We start from the raw sequence: 15,348 nt of genomic DNA, 5'->3' as shown, positions 1-15,348 counted from the left end.
TACCGCCTTTGTGTCGCGTAGGGAGAGACACAGCCCGCGTCCCCGGTCCTGCCGGTCTGGGGGGCTGTGTCCACAACGCTACGAGCTGGAGGCGATGTCAACAATGACGTCTAACATGCAGATACCGACCTGGGGCCGGACGGCACATCGGACGGCACACCGGACGCCCCAGCGGACGGCACAGCGGAAGCGACAGCAGGGGGAAGCATGGCGGACACCGCGAGACGGCTCATCGTGATCGTGATCTTCGAGGACGTGGACCTGCTCGACGTCACCGGGCCGCCGGAGGTATTCGCACTGGCCCGCCGGGAGACCGCGGACGCGGCCGGCTACCACGTGGTCCTCGCGGCCGAGACCATGGACCCGGTCACCACCGGCGCCGGTGTCCGCGTCCTGCCGGACCTCACCTTCGACGAGGTCGCGGCACGCGGCATCGACACGCTCATCGTCCCGGGTGCGGTCGAGGTCGACGACGACGGGCGGGTCCACCCCCTCGTCGACCCCGCACTGGTCGATCGGGTGAAGGCGCTCGCCGCGCGGACGCGCCGGATCACCTCGGTGTGCGTCGGGGCGCATCTGCTCGCCGCCGCCGGGCTGCTCGACGGCAAACGGGCCACCACGCACTGGTCGACCGCGCAGCAACTGGCCGCCGACCATCCGGAGGTGAAGGTCGACGCCGACCCGATCTTCATCCGCGAGGGCAACGTGTGGACCGGCGCCGGGATCAGCGCCTGCCTCGACCTCTCCCTCGCCCTGATCGCCGACGACCTCGGGGAGGCCGTCGCGCTGCGCGTGGCCCGCCAGCTCGTGATGTACCTCAAACGCTCCAGCGGCCAGAGCCAGTTCAGCGTCCCGTTGGAGCAGGTCTCCACGACCCGGCGCATCGAGGACCTGCGCCACCACATCCTGCGCCACATCTCCGAGCCGCTCACCGTCGTGGACCTCGCCGCGTACGCCCACGTCAGCGACCGGCACCTGACCCGCCTGTTCAAGACCGAACTGGGCACGACCCCGCACGCGTACATCGAGTCGATGCGCGTCGAGAAGGCCCGCCACGAACTGGAGTCCTCCGACGCCACGCTCGACCGCATCTCGTCCCTGTGCGGCTTCGGGACCACCGACACCCTGGTGCGGGCCTTCCGCCGTCGCCTGAACACGACGCCGACGGAGTACCGGCGCCGGTTCCGGGTTCCGCAAGTCCCCTGACGGATGCGCCTTCTGCGGGGGACTCGCTCAGAGCACGGGAGCCTTGTCCAGATACGGGTTGGCGGGTTCCGGGACACGGGTGACGGACACGGCGTCGAGCGCGAGCGCAGCGGAGGTGGTGCCGAACGTGCCGCCCGGCCGCCAGCGGGCGGTGACCCGTACCCAGGCGTCGGCGGGCGGCGCCTGCGCCCCGTGCACGGTGACGCGGAGGGCCTGCGAGTCGGCGGCGCAGCAGGAGACCAGGAGCCGGGTCAGTTCCCAGGTCCCGGCCTTGGTCCCGGCGGACTCCCGGGCGGGAGTGACGAAGCCCTGGAGGACCAGGGTGCGGCCCTTGAGGCTGCCGCTCTCGTCCTGCTGGAGACGGGCGACGAGCTCGGTGAGGGAGAGGGGTACGGGGCTTCCCGCGGCGGGCAGCGGGTCGAAGTGCTCGTAGTCCTGGACGAGTTGCGGCTGATCGCGAGACGCGGTGTACGAACCCAGCGCGGGCGGGGCGAAGAGCAGCAGGAGCAGCGCGGGCGGCAGCAGCAGCCAGGCCACGCGCGGGCCCCGGGAGTGGTCGTGGCCGTGCACCTCCGCTTCGGCTTCGGCGTCGTGGCTGTGGTGATGCGCGTACTCGTGCGAGGCCGGGCCGTGGGCATCCTGCCGTATCGACTCGGAGGTCGCGGCGGACTTCTCGGTGCCTTTGCCGGGGGCCCCCTGCGTCCGCTCCCGTGCGCGCGGTACGACGTCGCGCGCGAGCCCCGCGAGGCCCAGGGCCGCGAGCAGGAGTCCGGTCGCGATCAGGAACGGCTGGGCGCTCTCCTTCACGTACCGCAGACACACGTCGCTGAACAGTGACACCCGCAGGACCGCCACGCCGAGGGTCAGCAGGAGGAGGGGCTGGGCGTGACGTCTCACAGCAGCCACCATCCGGTTCACAGCAGCCATCACCCGGCTCACAGCAGCCACCATCCGGTCAGCGCGGTGCACGCGACGGCCGCGACGGCGGTCGTCGCCGAGAAGCGCCAGGCGAACGCCCGGCCGAAGGTCCCCGCCTGGAGGGCGATCAGCTTCAGGTCGACCATCGGGCCGACGACCATGAACGCCAGCCGGGCGGTCGGCGAGAACCCGGTCAGCGAGGCGGCGAGGAAGGCGTCCGCCTCCGAACAGACGGCCAGCACGACGGCCAGGGCGGCGAGGAAGAGCACCGAGAGCCAGGGTGAGGACGAGAAGGTCTCCAGCACCGACTTCGGCACGGCGACGTTGAAGGTGGCCGCGGCCATCGCGCCCAGCACGAGGAAGCCGCCCGCGTGCAGGAAGTCGTGCTGGAAGCCGACCCGGAACTCCTCCAGGCGGCTGTCGCCGTGTTGATGGCCGGTGTGGCGTGCGGGCATCCGCAGCCATTGCGTACGTCCGAACCGCAGCCAGAGCCAGCCCATCAGCACCGACGTCGCCAGCGAGGCGACCAGGCGGGCGACGACCATGTCAGGGCTGCCGGGGAAGGCGACGGCCGTGGACACGAGGACGACGGGGTTGATCGCGGGGGCCGCCAGGAGGAAGGCGAACGCGGCGGACGGGGTGACTCCGCGCTGGATCAGACTCCTGGCGACCGGTACCGAGGCGCACTCGCAGCCCGGCAGCACGATTCCCGCGGCGCTCGCCACCGGAACCGCGAGAACAGGATTGCGCGGCAGCGCCTTTCCGAACACGTGGGCCGGGACGAAGGCGTTGACCGCGCCGGATATGAGAGTGCCCAGCAGCAGGAACGGCAGGGCCTGTACGAGGATCGCCACGGTGATCGTCTGCCAGGCGCGGAATCCGGGACCGGTCAGCAGTTCGTCGCCCCCCGCGGCCCAGGCGATCGCACACACGGTCACCACCGACACGGCACCCGCGACCCGGACCGAAGCCGGAGTGCCCCGGCCCGGTGAGATGCCCGGCGGGGCCTGGATCAGACCGGTGGGCGGTTCCATGGGGGCTCCGGGGCGGAAGGCGTCGGGAAGGACGTCACCCTATCCGGACCGTCCCGACGCGCACCTTCCCGGGCCCGCCGGGGCCGCCCCACCTCTGGGCCCCGGTGGTCACGCCTCCGCGTGACCACCGGCTTAGCGGCCCGGCCGAAGACCCTCCGCCTCACCGGCTCGGCACCCAACTCCCAACCGGTACGAGGGAGTCGCCCGGAGCGGGAGGTGTGCAGCGCGTTATCGGGGAGCCCAGGGCCCGATCGCTTCGTTCATCGCGTCCGTCATGGCGAACTGGAGCAGCGGACCGAAGGTGATCCGGCCGACGCCGAGGCGGCGGAAGCGCTCAAGGTCGTGCTTGACGGGGTGGGCCGTCGAGTTCACGGGAACGGTGACGGCACTGGTCACCGCCGTGAGCAGCTCGTCGTTGTCCTGAATGCCCACCGGGTAGACGCTGTCGGCACCTGCCTGTTCCAGGGCCCGCAGCCGCTCGATCGCTTCGTCGAGGACGCCGGGGGCGTCCTTCGCGTGCAGGAAGAGGTCGGTGCGTCCGTTGATCCAGACCGGGATTCCGGCCTTGTCGGCCGCCGCGCGGAGGCCGGCGATGTAGTTCGCGTGCTCCTGCGTGGTCCGCACGCGTCCGCCCTCGGAGTGGACGGTGTCCTCGACGTTGAGGCCGACCCCGCCGACCTCGGTCAGCCCGGCGATGAGGTCTGCGGGCTCCTGCCCGTAACCCGCCTCCAGGTCGACGGAAACGGGGACGTCGACCGCCGCGATGATCGGCCTGACGGCGGCGAGCACTTCCTCGAAGGTCTGGCCCTCGTGGTCGCCGGCTCCTCGGGAGTCGGCGAGCGGATGGCTGCCGATGGTCAGCGCGGGGAATCCGGCGGCGGCTGCGGTCCGCGCGGACCAGACGTCCCAGACGGTCGGCAGTACCAGGGGCTTGTACTCGGCATGCAGCTTCTTGAGGCGCTGAGCGCGCTCAACGGCGGTGTGAAAGTCCATGCCGAAGAAGCTACCTCCTGCGGTGCCGCAGACAAGTGCCACCGCAGACAAGTGCTGCCGCAGGCAAGCGCCACCGCAGGCAAGCGCTGCCGCAGGCAAGCGCCATCGCCGTCCCTTGCCGGAGGCGGTGGGCGGAGCCCCGGCCCTGTGCCCCGGCAGTGCGAGCGGCGACGTGCGGACGCCGATCCAGCCGTCGCGCGGATGCAGCCGTCGTGCGGCTACGACGTGGAGTTGTCGGAATCGTCTTGCGCCAGGGGGTGAGTTCCCGATAGAAACTCACTGGTCCGAGTAAGTTCCTAAAAGAGACTCACTGGAGTCCGCCGGAGAAGGGCGTCGTATGAACGAGACCCCGACAGTCCCGGGGCGCGTCCGCCCCAGCCCCGAGCCCCCGCACCAACCGGCCGCCCCCTCCGCCCACTTCTGGCGCTACTGGGCCGCCTCCACCGTCAGCCACGCAGGCACCGCCGTCACCGCACTCGCCCTGCCCCTGGTCGCCCTCGTCGTCCTCGACGCCACCGCCCTCCAGGCAACCCTCCTCGCCGCCGCCGGTCAGATCTCCTGGCTGCTGCTCAGCCTTCCGGCGGGCGTGGTCGCCCAGCGCGTACCACTGCGCCGTCTCCAAGTCACCCTGGATCTCGTACGGTTCGCCGCCCTCGGGTCCCTGCCGCTCGCCTGGTGGTTCGACGGGCTCACCTACGCCCATCTGTTGCTCGCCGCTCTGGTCACCGGCGCCTCGACCGTCCTCTTCGACATAGCGAACTCGACGTTCCTGCCGGCCGTCGTCCCGGCCGAGCAACTCGCCGCGCGCAACAGCCTGATGTCCGGCACCGATGCCGTCACCGAGACCGGCGGCCCCTCCGTAGGCGGCCTCCTCGTCCAGGCCGCAGGCCCGGTGGGTGCGCTCCTCGTGGACGCCGCCAGCTACCTCGTCTCCGCCGTACTGCTGCGCACCCTCCCCGAACGCCGCCCCGCGCCCCGTACCGGCGACAGCGCAGGGCGACAGATCCGCGAGGGCTGGCGGTACGTGACCCGGCACCCGGTGATGCTGCCCTGCATGCTCTGGGCGACCGCCACCAACTTCGTCTGCGCCGCGCTGATCGCCCTCACCCCCCTCTACCTGGTCCGCGAGGCCGGGCTGACGCCCGCCCAACTCGGCCTGGTGCTCGCCATGGACGGAGTCGGCGCACTCGCCGGATCCTCGCTGGCGGTACGGATCACCCGGCGGTTCGGCACCGCGCGCGGGGTCGTCGGGGCCTCGCTGGCAGGCGGCGTCGCGGCCGCGGCCCTGATCCCGCTGACCACGTCCGCCGCCGACGCCTACTGGTTCGCCCTCGGCAACGCCGGTTTCGCCTTCGGCGTCGTCATCGGTTCGATCACCACCCGCACCTACCGTCAGACGGAGTCGCCGCCCGAGCTCCTCTCCCGCGTCATGGCCACCGTCCGCTTCGTCTCCTGGGGCGCCCAGCCCGTCGGCGCCCTCACCGCCGGCCTGCTCGCCACGTACGCGGGAACGCACACAGCTCTGTCGGCGGTGTGCGCGGCAGCCGTCCTGCCGCCGCTCTACCTGCTCACGGCCAAGGCGGGCCGCCGCCGGGACTTCGCCTGAGCGCGTCAGGGCCCAGGACGCCGTACGGATTCTGCTACCGGAGGACGAACCCGGTGCCGAGGTCGTCGTCGGGGTCGAGTGTGAAGCGGTGCTCGCCGGTGCGGTAGGCGGTCCCGGTGACCTCGGGAATGACGGCCCGGTAGCCGTCCGCGCTCAGCTCCGAGGCGATGCGAGCGGTGAAGCGGCTGCCTACGAGGGAGTCGTGGACGAGGGTCTGGCCCGAGGTGAGAGAGCCGGTCGCGGCGAGCACGGCGACCCGCGAGCAGGTGCCGGAACCGCACGGGGAGCGGTCGACCTGGCCGTCGGCGAAGACGGTGACGTTGCGCTGGTGCGGATTGCCGTCGGAGTCGGTGCCGAGGTCTTCGTAGAGGATGGTGCCGTAGATGCCGCTGAGGCGGTCGTCGACGGGGTGGCGGGCGTGGGCGGTCTCGTTCAGTGCCCACTTCACCTCGCGCCCGATGCCGATGAGGTCGGTGTAGTGCTCGGGTGTCACGGTCAGTCCGACGGCGGCTGCGTCGAGATGGGCGTAGATGGCGCCGCCGTAGGCGATGTCGACGACGACGTCACCCCGGGAGGTGGCCAGGGCGACCTTCTCCGCGAGGCGGTAGCTGGGCACGTTGACGAAGTCGATCCCGGTGATCCTGTCGCCGTCGCTCCGCACCCGCAGGGTGACGCGTCCCGAGGGGACGTCGATGACGACGGTGGTCGTCCCGGAAGGGTCGCGTGCGACGAGGCCGCTCCCCACGGCCCACGCCGCGAGTGCGATGGAGCCGTGGCCGCAGGCCGTGGAGAAGCCGTCCTTGTGCCAGAACAGCACTCCGAAGTGGGCGCCTTCGTCGTCGGGCGGAGTGATGAAACCGCCGTACATGTCGGCATGCCCACGAGGTTCGCAGCACAGCAGCCTCCGCAGGCGGTCGACCTCCGGGTCGGCCATGGCGAAGACGCGGCGCTCGGCGACGGTGGTCCCCTCGATGGCGACGAGCGGGTCGCTGACGATACGGAAGGGCTCGCCGCCGGTGTGGTAGTCGACGGTGCTGATGCTGAAGCCCTGCTGTCCGGGCATGGATGTCTCCTTGCGCACTGGTCTGCCGTACCACCACGCCGCACGGCCAAAGGGATGCGGATGCTCACTGTCCGGTTCTCACCGTCCGGCGAGTTAGGTGTAATACATTACCCAACACCAGTCAACGGCTGGGTGTGCACCGCGAGGACCCGGGGCGGGCCGCACGCCGAACTCCCGGCCCCTTGCGGGACGTTCAGGAAGCAGGCTCCGCGTGCCCGGCCCAGATGCCCCGGCTGTGGGCGAGGTGATCGCGCATCAACTCCACCGCGAGCTCGGCCTGTCCGGCCTCGATCGCATCGATCAGCGTGATGTGCTCCTCGCCGGACTGGGTCAACTCGCCCTGGTCCGCCAGCTTCTGGAGCCCCCGCATCCGGGCCTGATCGCGCAACTGGGCAACCATCGCCACCAGACGGCCGTTGCCCAACAGCTCCAGCAGCCCGAGGTGGAACTGCCGGTCCTTGTCCAGGAACGCCGCCAGGTCGCCCTTCCTGGCTGCCGAGGTGATCTCCTCGGCAAGCCGCCGGAACTCCGGGACCCGGGCACCGCCCAGTACCCGTACCACGTCCGCCATCGCCGGAGCCTCCAGCAGCGTACGGATACGGAAGATCTCGTCCAGGTCGTGCTCGCTGAGCTGCGGCACCCTGAAACCCCGGTTGCGGATGACCTCGACCATGCCCTGATTCGCCAGGTCCATCACCGCCTCGCGCACGGGAGTGATGGACACCCCGAGTTCCTCGGCGATGCTGATCACGCTGCGGACCTTGCCCGGCTCGATCTGTCCGAGCGTGATCCGGGCCCGCAGCTCCTCTCGGGCCTGCTCGCGGAGGCTGACGGACCTCAGGCGAGTGGTGGGCGCGGCGGCAGGTCGGGAATCGGTCACGCCTTATGCATAACACAGGGCCGCCCGTCCTCGGTCGGCCCTCTTCCCGATCGGGAGCAGCTCTGTAAGGTGTAATACCTTACTGACTTCCTGTCGCCGTTCGGGCGGCCGACGACGGACCCGACGAACCCCTCCACCGACGATGCGGAGATCCCATGCAGACCGTCACCCTCTCAGCGGACGAGGTCCGCGAAGCCGTCACCATGCGCGAGGCCATCAACGCGGTACGCGACGGATTCATCGGCCTGGCCGCCGGGGAGTTCGAGATGCCCACCCGCACCGTCATGCGCGACGGCCAGTTCCTGGTGATGAACGCCCACCACCGGGCGAGCGGCTCTGCCATGACCAAAACGCTGAGCCTCAACTTCGACCGCACACCTGCCATCGCCGGCACGGTGGTGTGGACCGAAACCAGGCGCACGGACACCCTGATCGCGGACGCCGGAGCCGTCACCACCCTGCGCACCGGTGCGGCCGTAGGCGTCGCCACCGACCTCCTCGCCCCCGCCGACGCGGGCCGGCTCACCCTCATCGGTGCGGGCGGCCAGGCCCCCGATCAGGTCCGTGCCGTCCACGCGGTGCGCCCCCTGCGCGAGTTGACCGTGGTGGACACCGACGTCCGGCGCGCCGAAGCCCTTGCCCGGATGCTCGCTCCCGAACTGCCCGCGACCCGGATCCGTACCGCCAACGATCCCGAGACGGCAGTCGGCGATGCGGAGATCGTCTGCTGCGCCACTCCCGCGACCAGTCCGCTCTTCACCGAGGAAGCCCTGCCCGCCCGGGTCCACGTCAACGCCATCGGCGCCTTCCGCCCCACCATGCGTGAGCTGCCCGACGGCCTCCTCGCCGACAGCACTGTGGTGATCGACGAGCGCGAGGCGATCCTCGAAGAGTCCGGCGAGATCCTGCACGCCCTCAAGACCGGGGCCCTCACGGAAGCCAGCCTGACCGAACTGGGCACCGCCCTGTCCGCCGCCGAGGCGCTGCCGGGCGGTCGTACGGTCTTCAAGACCGTCGGCGTGGCCATGCAGGACTGGGCCGTCGCCCGCATACTGGCCGACAAGTTCCTGACGTGAGACCGGTGACGGCCCCGGTGCGGCGGGGCACCTGGGGCCCGTGAAGTTCACGTTCGGGAGCCCATATCCGGATGGTATGAGGTGGATGACAGTAGGCGCGGGGCGTGCGGAGTCCTAGGTTGCGTGGTCAGTGCCGGGCGGTGCGGCGACCTGCCTGCCGTGCCTGCGTACGACCGCTTCGAGATGAGGTCCTCGTGAGCCGTAGAGTCTCCTTCCGCCTGCTGACCGTGTGTCTTGCCCTGGCCCTGGGAACGGGCACCGCAGTCGCCTCGGGTCCCGCCGAGACCGTCCCCTCGGGTGACACCCGGCAGATACGCGTCCCGGATCCCTACTGCTACGACGAACCGTCGCAGCCCAATGCCGACCTGAGCGACCTCAAGGCGTCCTTCAACTCCTCGAACTGGATGCGGACCCTCCAGGCGATGTACAAGCGGCGCTGGCCCAGCGGAGAGGCGCTGGCGATCGCCCAGGCCAACGACCAGTACTGGAACCAGTTCGTGGACAGGCGGAGCTTCGAGGGGTTCGCCGAATCGATGATGGTGGCGATCCACGAGGAGACCCACATGTGGGACCTCGACCCGTCCCGAACCGACTGGGACGTGCGCACCGCGGCCTGGATCAACGGCGGCCGGCAGGCGCTGGCGGTGCCCCTGCACGGCGGCTTCCCCCGCAAGGAGATCCTGCCGCTGATCAAGGACAGCCTCAGTTCCACCATGGACGACATCTATCTGCGCGACAGGACCCAGGGGACGTACCGCCTCCAGGGGGTGCTGGCGGAGCAGAACGCCGGGCTGACCGGGCTGCCCGCGGTGACCGTGCTCCAGGAGTACATCAAGGGAGTCGGCGCCAGTAATGCCCGCGACATCGCCGCCACCAACCTGCGGTACCTGCTGCTCTACCTGCGCGTCGCCAAGGACAAGCACCCCGACTACTGGGCCAGGATCAAGGCCGAACCCACGCTGCGCGACCTGGTCCTGACACAGTTCCTGCGGACGGCCTACTGGCTGGAGAAGTCCGCGCCCTACACCGGCAAGCTGGGCAGCCGGGACGCCGACCGGATCACCGCGACGAACTACGCCCCGCAGAACATCGCCGTACTGGAGGAATTCACCGGCCGCAAGGTGCGCCTGGATGCGCAGAAGCACTGCACCGCCTGACGGGCCCTCGCGGTCAGGTCGCGGTGGAGGAGGTGCCCGGGGTGTTCGCGCGGACCGCGGTTGCGGAAGCACACCGGGCACCTCGTGCGTCTCAGGACTGGCAGACGCCGCGCTCGTGGTCGAACGTGGCCGTCGCCTGCGAGTACTTCCACTGCGGCGCGAGCAGCTTCTCCTTCAGCTGGGCGGCCGCTTCGGGGCTCTCCACCACGTAACCGAAGTCCTGGAGCCAGGACGGGTACAGGTTCTTCGAACCGATGTAGAACGCCGCGTCGTCGACCGCGACCAGCTTGTGGTGCTGGGCGTACGGGTGGCCGTCGGCCCAGGTGGCACCGGCCGAGCTGCGGAAGGTGGCCAGCTGGAGGGTGGAGCACATCGCCGTGCGGGCGGCGGTCTTGTCGCCGGTCAGCCGGGCGAGGCGGTCGCGCAGGGTGTCGCTGATCTCGTTGAGGGACTTGATCTGCGAGTAGCCGCCGCTGCCGACCGCTCCCCGGTTGGCGGGGTCGCTGACCACGATGCGTACCTTCACGCCCGCGGCCATCTTCGCGGCGAGCGCGTCGTAGAGCCGGATGTCGTAGCGCGGCAACGGCGGGCAGGTGGCGTTGAGGTCCTGCTGGGAGATCTCGATGTGGTCGCGGGCGCTGGCGACCAGGGCGCGCAGGGCGCTCTCCTCGGGGTTGACCGTGTCGTAGTCGCGGTCGGCGTTGGTGTTGTCGTGCAGCCCGACGACGCACTTGGTGTCCGCTGCCGTGGGCAGGGTCGGGCGGTAGCCGGACGCCGGGTCGTTGTCCTTGATGCCGACGCCGAGGCCGCCGACGGCGATGACGGGGACGTTCCCGGTGGGCTTCGGGGTGGCGGTGCCCGTGGCCAGGGACGGCATGCAGTCGGCGCCCTTGGAGGAGGCGAACCAGACGGAGGCGACGTTCTTCTTGTTCGCGCAGGTCCAGGACCACAGCGTGTCCAGGTACGAGCCCGCGGACTTCGCGGCGGGGCCGGTGAGCGCCAGGTCGACGTCGGTCACCGGGTGGGTGGTGGTGAGGTAGTCGTCCTTCCAGCTGTTGATGCCGCCGGTGACGACCGACTGGTTGTCGACGACGAGCAGCTTGGAGTGGTTCCAGGAGAAGGCGGTCTTCGAGGTGGTCATCGACGCCACGTTCAGCGTGATGCTCGCGGCCGCGTCGCCCAGCTTGGCGGTCAGTTCGTCGCGGAACTTCGACGGCACCACGTTGAGGTGGTAGATGGGCGCCGCGCCGACGAGGACGCGGACCTTGAGCTTGTTGCCCGAGGCGACCGACGCTTTGAGGCCGTCGGCGATCGCGTCCTGGAAGGCGCCGTTGGGGAACGGGGCGAGCGTGGATATGTCGACGGTGCCCGTCGCCCTGGCGATGTTCTCCGTCACCTTGGCGAGCAGGCGCTCGGTGCCGGGCCGGTCGGTGCACTTGTCGTCGCCCCAGCAACCGGGGGTCTGGAGCAGCCAGTCGGAGGCATCGAGAGCGGAGGAGTCGAGCCGGTTGCCCGAGGTGCGCTCCCAGACGCCGCCCTCAAGGCCGGGCGAGACCTCGCGCAGCGCTTGCTCCACGGCGTCCAGGTGCGGAGTCGCCGATGCCCCGGCGGGGGCTGCGGAGGCTGCGAGAGCGGGGGCGGCGGGGAGTGCGGACAGGATGAGTGAGCAGGCGGCGAGGCGGCCGGTGAGACGGACACGACGGCTCAACTGACGGTGGATCAATTCGGTTCGCATTTCTGGTAGGCGCCGACGGGCGCACCCTCAAGATCAACTTTCGGAGACTACCAACGAGTAGGGGAGGCGTCGGACCGCCCGCCGACGCCTCCGGCCGAAAACACCCCCTGGTCCTCACGTGTCAGCCGGTCGTGTACGCCATGGCCAGACACTTCTTCTCGTCGGTCGAGGACTTCCGGGGCTTGCCGATCATCCGGCCGGACATGAACAGGCGGCCGTGGGCGTAGAGGATCTCCGCGCCGGAGGAGAAGGCACACTCCTTGCCGTGCGCGCTTCCCCAGACCCGGCTCTCCAGCAGGGGCACCGGCTGGAAGACGGCACCGTCGATGCTGACGATCTGCCTGCTGCCCTCGCCGGCCAGCGGAGCTCTGTACGCGATGACGTTGCCGCCGTCCATACGCAGCGGGTACATCTCGTGCCGCTCGCCCGCGTCCGCCTTGTCGGAGGTCGGTTTCCCCGTGGTGAGGTCGAGCGAGACGATCTCGTTGGTCCGGGGGAACTGTGCCGTGCCGACCTGGTGTTCCTTGGTGGGGAGGTAGATCCTGCCGTTGCCGACGACCGCACCGTGACAACCGTCCACCTCGTCGAAGGGGCAGTCCGCCGCGTACCGGTCGGCCGGCGCGGGGATGATGGTCCTGAGCTTGCCGGTCTTCTCGTCGATCGAGAAGAAGTCCGAGATGCCCGAGCCGCCGCCCGAGGCGCTGCTGAGCTTGGCGGCGACGACCAGCGGCCTGGTGGAGACGATCGACGGGTAGTCGAAGCCCCTGGGCATTCTGAACGTCGAAATCGGTGTGCCCGTGGCCGTGTTGACGTTCTGGATCTCCACGTACCGGTTCTCGTACGGACCGCACCTGCGGACCGCCACGAGCGCCTCGCCGCCGCCGTATCCCTCGTCGGCGCACTTCTCGGTGTTGCTCCGGGGCTTCCACAGTTGCCTGCCGTCGGTCAAGTCCCAGGCGGCGCCTCCCTTTTCGCCGGAGGCGGCGACGGTGTTCCCGCTCAGCGTGACCTCGTCGAACCGCACCTTCTCGTTACCGGTCGTGTCACCCGTGACGGACGTGCTCCACAGGAGTCTGCCCGTGGTGAGGTCGATCGCACCGACTTCGGTGCAGGGCACGATGTCCTTCGTCGTCCCGGGCTTGCCTGCCTCGAAGGCGATCGCGGTCCTGTTGTCCTTGGACGTGTGGCGCGAGGCCGCGCAGAGCTGGCCCGGCAGCGGGATCGTCCACAGGGGGGTGCCGTTGGTGATGTCGTACCCGCTGATCGAGGTGACGCCCGTCTTGACGTACACCGTGTCGGTCAGCCAGGAGCCGGTGACCTTCGTGTCGTCGGTGACGACGGGCTCGGGCAGTTGGAAGGCCACCCTGGACCGGGTGCTCGGGGGCGCCTTCTCCTTGCCCGGGCCGTCCACGGCCGCCTTTCCGCCCCCGCCGTTCCCTGGCGGGCCGGACGCGCCGTCGGCAGCGTTCCGCTGCCCGCCTTGGCCGCTGTTCGCGTACCAGATCCCTCCACCGATGATCAGCACTGCGGCGACCGCCGCGGCGATGACGACCCGCATCCGCGTGGTCAGCTTCCTGCCGCCGCCGGGGCCGGGGGGCGGCGGGCCGAACGCGCCGGGTGGGGCCTGCCGGGGTGGGCCGAACGCGCCGGGTGGGGCCTGCCGGGGTGGGCCGAACCCTTCCGGGGGCTGGTGGGGGGAAGGATTCGGGTACGGAGGCGGCTGCGTCATGAGTGTGTACCTCTCACTTGCCGAACACCATCACGATCTTCTTCGTCTTCTCCTCGGCGTCCGTGATCGCGGTGGAGACGGAGCTGTTGGCAAGGTAGAAGGCATCGTTCGCGTAGACGTAGCGCGCTTTCCAGAAAGTGCTCTCGATCGGCGCCGTCGACGCCGGATGCTGGAGCAGCACCTTCGGCGCGCCGCCCGTCGGAGGGAGGGAGGCGACCGAGCCGCCCCTGTCGGTGGAGGCTGCCAGGTACAGCAGGAGATCGCCGCCCGTCCCCAGTTGGAGCGGTGTCATGGTGCGCCCGGTGGGAGCCGCAGCACGCCACTTGGGCTTGCCGGTGTCCAGGTCGAAGGCCACGACGGCGTTCGCGGTGCGGCTGGCGCTGGAGTCGGTCGCCAGGTAGAGGGTGTTCGTGTCGGCGGCGACACCGGTGCAGTCCTCCAGGCCCTCGGCCTTGGCCGCGAACGTACCGGTGCACGTGGGTTCGTACGTGTCGTCGCCGACCTGGATGCGAGAGCGGAGCTTTCCCGCGTCGGTCAGTGCGAGGACGGCCCGCTTCTTGGTGTTGCTGTCGTCGCGCTGGTACGCGGAGAGGACGAGCGGACTGACCGAGTAGACCTTCTCGACCCTCCAGCCGAGGTCGAGCCGGTAGGCCCACTTGATTCTGCCCGTGACCGGGTCGACCTCGCTGACCTCGTTCTGTACCTGGTTGGGGTCGCTCGTCGGGCACGAGGCGGCGGCGATCAGCCTCGGCCCTCCCGCGAAGGCGTTCGGCTGACAGCTGCCCTGCGCGCGCCTGCCCCACAACTGCTGCCCGTCGGCGAGGGAGAAGGCGAAGGACTGCTGGCCACCGGCCACGGTCACGGTGCCGCCGCTGATGGTCAGCGTGATGTCGGAGGGCAGGGGGGAGTTCGCATCCTTGGGGATCGGTTTCTTCCAGCCCGCCTGCCCGCTCCGCAGGTCGATCTGCTGGAGCCCGGTGCACTTCTCGCGGTTGCCGGGCTTGTTGACGCCGACGACGATGGTGCCGTTTCCGGCGGGCGCCGGGGGAGCGGCACACAGCCCGGTGGGCATGGCCAGGGCCCACTTGCGTGTGCCGTCGACCGCCGAGTGGCCGGTGACGGACTCGTGGACGCCCACGACGACGGTGTCGCCGACGACCCACGGCCCGAACACGTCGGCACCCTTGCCGGGCAGGTCCACGTCATTCCTGAGCAGCCAGTTGACCTTGGCCTCACCCGGCTTGCGCCCTGCGTTGAGGTCCTCGTGCTGGCCGCCGCCGGGGTCACTGCCCGCTCCCTGACCGGCGGAAGGCGGCGCTGAGGTCTTGGCGTCCTGGCCCGGTCTGGCCTCCGGCGGGGTCTTGGCCTTGCCGCCGACCGCTAACCAGACACCGCCGCCGATCACGAGCAGAGCCGCCACGACCGCGCCGACGATCGCTGCGCGCCTGCCCTTGAACCAGCCGCCGCCACCGCTGCCACCGCCGGGCAGAGTGGGGGCACCCGGGAGTTGCTGCGGGGGTTGGCCGCCGTGGGGATTGAGCCGACTGCCGTACGGGCCGGGGGACTCGGGCACCGGTGTGACCGGCGGCCCGCCGTAGGAGCCGGGCCGGGAAGCGTACGGACCGGGCAGGCCGGGCGCCTGCGGGGGTCCGTAACCGGACTGGCGGGGGTGCGGCGGCAGGCCCTGCGGAGCCCCGTGAGAAGGGTCCTGCGGCACGCCGAAACCCTCCGGCGGCGGCTGGCTGGGCGGGTGAGTCATCCGTGCTCTTCCCTTCGTACGGTGCGCTGACCATCTGCCGTATGCGGCGGGTGAGCCGCCACCGCCCCCGCCGCTGCCTTCGCCGTCACCGCTTCGTTCACGCGGGACCACGGGGCGCCTGCCCTGCTGGGGTCCCGAGCGGAGTTGGCTGCGTCGACCCTCGCGTTCACCTCCGGGCCGCTGAAGCGGCCG

12 protein-coding genes are annotated in these 15,348 nt (G+C 70.4%); 4 read left to right on the top strand and 8 right to left on the bottom strand.

Annotation, left to right across the window (positions count from 1 at the left end):
- Positions 1-207: 207 nt before the first annotated feature.
- A complete protein-coding gene (locus tag OG897_RS33205; protein ID WP_266662813.1) occupies positions 208-1,206 on the top strand; it encodes a GlxA family transcriptional regulator in 999 nt (332 codons plus the stop codon).
- 27 nt (positions 1,207-1,233) lie between these two features.
- On the opposite strand, the gene OG897_RS33200 is transcribed toward OG897_RS33205, so the two are convergent.
- The 3 genes from OG897_RS33200 to OG897_RS33190 all read right to left on the bottom strand — a co-directional run bounded on the left by OG897_RS33200 (position 1,234) and on the right by OG897_RS33190 (position 4,151).
- The gene (locus OG897_RS33200) at positions 1,234-2,103 is read right to left on the bottom strand and encodes a TIGR03943 family protein (RefSeq protein WP_266662811.1); all 870 of its coding nucleotides are present in this window, start codon (positions 2,101-2,103) and stop codon (positions 1,234-1,236) included.
- A gap of 38 nt (positions 2,104-2,141) precedes the next feature.
- Positions 2,142-3,158, bottom strand: a complete 1,017-nt coding sequence (locus OG897_RS33195) for a permease (protein ID WP_266662809.1) — start codon at positions 3,156-3,158, stop codon at positions 2,142-2,144.
- Between the two features lie 228 nt (positions 3,159-3,386).
- On the bottom strand, positions 3,387-4,151 hold the full coding sequence (locus OG897_RS33190) for an isocitrate lyase/phosphoenolpyruvate mutase family protein (protein ID WP_266662807.1): 765 nt from the start codon (positions 4,149-4,151) through the stop codon (positions 3,387-3,389).
- Positions 4,152-4,488: 337 nt separating this feature from the next.
- On the opposite strand from OG897_RS33190, the gene OG897_RS33185 reads away from it, so the two are divergent.
- Complete coding sequence (locus OG897_RS33185; RefSeq protein WP_266662805.1) at positions 4,489-5,757, top strand: MFS transporter; 1,269 nt, start codon at positions 4,489-4,491, stop codon at positions 5,755-5,757.
- A gap of 34 nt (positions 5,758-5,791) precedes the next feature.
- Here the strand turns inward: OG897_RS33185 and OG897_RS33180 are convergent, their stop codons facing one another.
- Both OG897_RS33180 and OG897_RS33175 read right to left on the bottom strand, forming a co-directional pair.
- A complete protein-coding gene (locus OG897_RS33180; RefSeq protein ID WP_266662803.1) occupies positions 5,792-6,820 on the bottom strand; it encodes a proline racemase family protein in 1,029 nt (342 codons plus the stop codon).
- Positions 6,821-7,013: 193 nt separating this feature from the next.
- Positions 7,014-7,700 carry a GntR family transcriptional regulator gene (locus tag OG897_RS33175; RefSeq protein ID WP_266662801.1) on the bottom strand — a complete coding sequence of 229 codons (687 nt, stop codon included), beginning with the start codon at positions 7,698-7,700 and terminating at the stop codon, positions 7,014-7,016.
- Between the two features lie 155 nt (positions 7,701-7,855).
- On the opposite strand from OG897_RS33175, the gene OG897_RS33170 reads away from it, so the two are divergent.
- Together OG897_RS33170 and OG897_RS33165 are read left to right on the top strand one after the other, a co-directional pair.
- Positions 7,856-8,776, top strand: coding sequence for an ornithine cyclodeaminase family protein (locus tag OG897_RS33170; RefSeq protein ID WP_266662799.1), 921 nt, complete (start codon positions 7,856-7,858; stop codon positions 8,774-8,776).
- Between the two features lie 194 nt (positions 8,777-8,970).
- Positions 8,971-9,933: a hypothetical protein gene (locus tag OG897_RS33165; RefSeq protein WP_266662798.1), complete on the top strand. Its 963-nt coding sequence runs from the start codon at positions 8,971-8,973 to the stop codon at positions 9,931-9,933.
- Positions 9,934-10,024: 91 nt separating this feature from the next.
- Here the strand turns inward: OG897_RS33165 and OG897_RS33160 are convergent, their stop codons facing one another.
- The 3 genes from OG897_RS33160 to OG897_RS33150 all read right to left on the bottom strand — a co-directional run bounded on the left by OG897_RS33160 (position 10,025) and on the right by OG897_RS33150 (position 15,156).
- Positions 10,025-11,668 (bottom strand): phospholipase D-like domain-containing protein, encoded by a 1,644-nt coding sequence (locus OG897_RS33160; RefSeq protein ID WP_266662796.1) that lies wholly within the window; start codon positions 11,666-11,668, stop codon positions 10,025-10,027.
- Positions 11,669-11,789: 121 nt separating this feature from the next.
- Positions 11,790-13,397: a PQQ-binding-like beta-propeller repeat protein gene (locus OG897_RS33155; RefSeq protein WP_266662795.1), complete on the bottom strand. Its 1,608-nt coding sequence runs from the start codon at positions 13,395-13,397 to the stop codon at positions 11,790-11,792.
- A gap of 13 nt (positions 13,398-13,410) precedes the next feature.
- A complete protein-coding gene (locus OG897_RS33150; RefSeq protein WP_266662794.1) occupies positions 13,411-15,156 on the bottom strand; it encodes a PQQ-binding-like beta-propeller repeat protein in 1,746 nt (581 codons plus the stop codon).
- Between the last annotated feature and the right edge of the window lie 192 nt (positions 15,157-15,348).

Source organism: Streptomyces sp. NBC_00237 (assembly GCF_026342435.1).
Taxonomy (GTDB): domain Bacteria; phylum Actinomycetota; class Actinomycetes; order Streptomycetales; family Streptomycetaceae; genus Streptomyces.
This window is presented reverse-complemented; position numbering and strand designations above follow the sequence as displayed.

Excerpts from the sequence above, each read along its gene's own strand:
- OG897_RS33195 (WP_266662809.1), bottom strand. The coding sequence starts at position 3,158 with ATGGAACCGCCCACCGGTCTGATCCAGGCCCCGCCGGGCATCTCACCG.
- OG897_RS33185 (WP_266662805.1), top strand. The coding sequence starts at position 4,489 with ATGAACGAGACCCCGACAGTCCCGGGGCGCGTCCGCCCCAGCCCCGAG.
- OG897_RS33180 (WP_266662803.1), bottom strand. The coding sequence starts at position 6,820 with ATGCCCGGACAGCAGGGCTTCAGCATCAGCACCGTCGACTACCACACC.
- OG897_RS33190 (WP_266662807.1), bottom strand. The coding sequence starts at position 4,151 with ATGGACTTTCACACCGCCGTTGAGCGCGCTCAGCGCCTCAAGAAGCTG.
- OG897_RS33155 (WP_266662795.1), bottom strand. The coding sequence starts at position 13,397 with ATGACGCAGCCGCCTCCGTACCCGAATCCTTCCCCCCACCAGCCCCCG.
- OG897_RS33150 (WP_266662794.1), bottom strand. The coding sequence starts at position 15,156 with ATGACTCACCCGCCCAGCCAGCCGCCGCCGGAGGGTTTCGGCGTGCCG.
- OG897_RS33160 (WP_266662796.1), bottom strand. The coding sequence starts at position 11,668 with ATGCGAACCGAATTGATCCACCGTCAGTTGAGCCGTCGTGTCCGTCTC.
- OG897_RS33170 (WP_266662799.1), top strand. The coding sequence starts at position 7,856 with ATGCAGACCGTCACCCTCTCAGCGGACGAGGTCCGCGAAGCCGTCACC.
- OG897_RS33205 (WP_266662813.1), top strand. The coding sequence starts at position 208 with ATGGCGGACACCGCGAGACGGCTCATCGTGATCGTGATCTTCGAGGAC.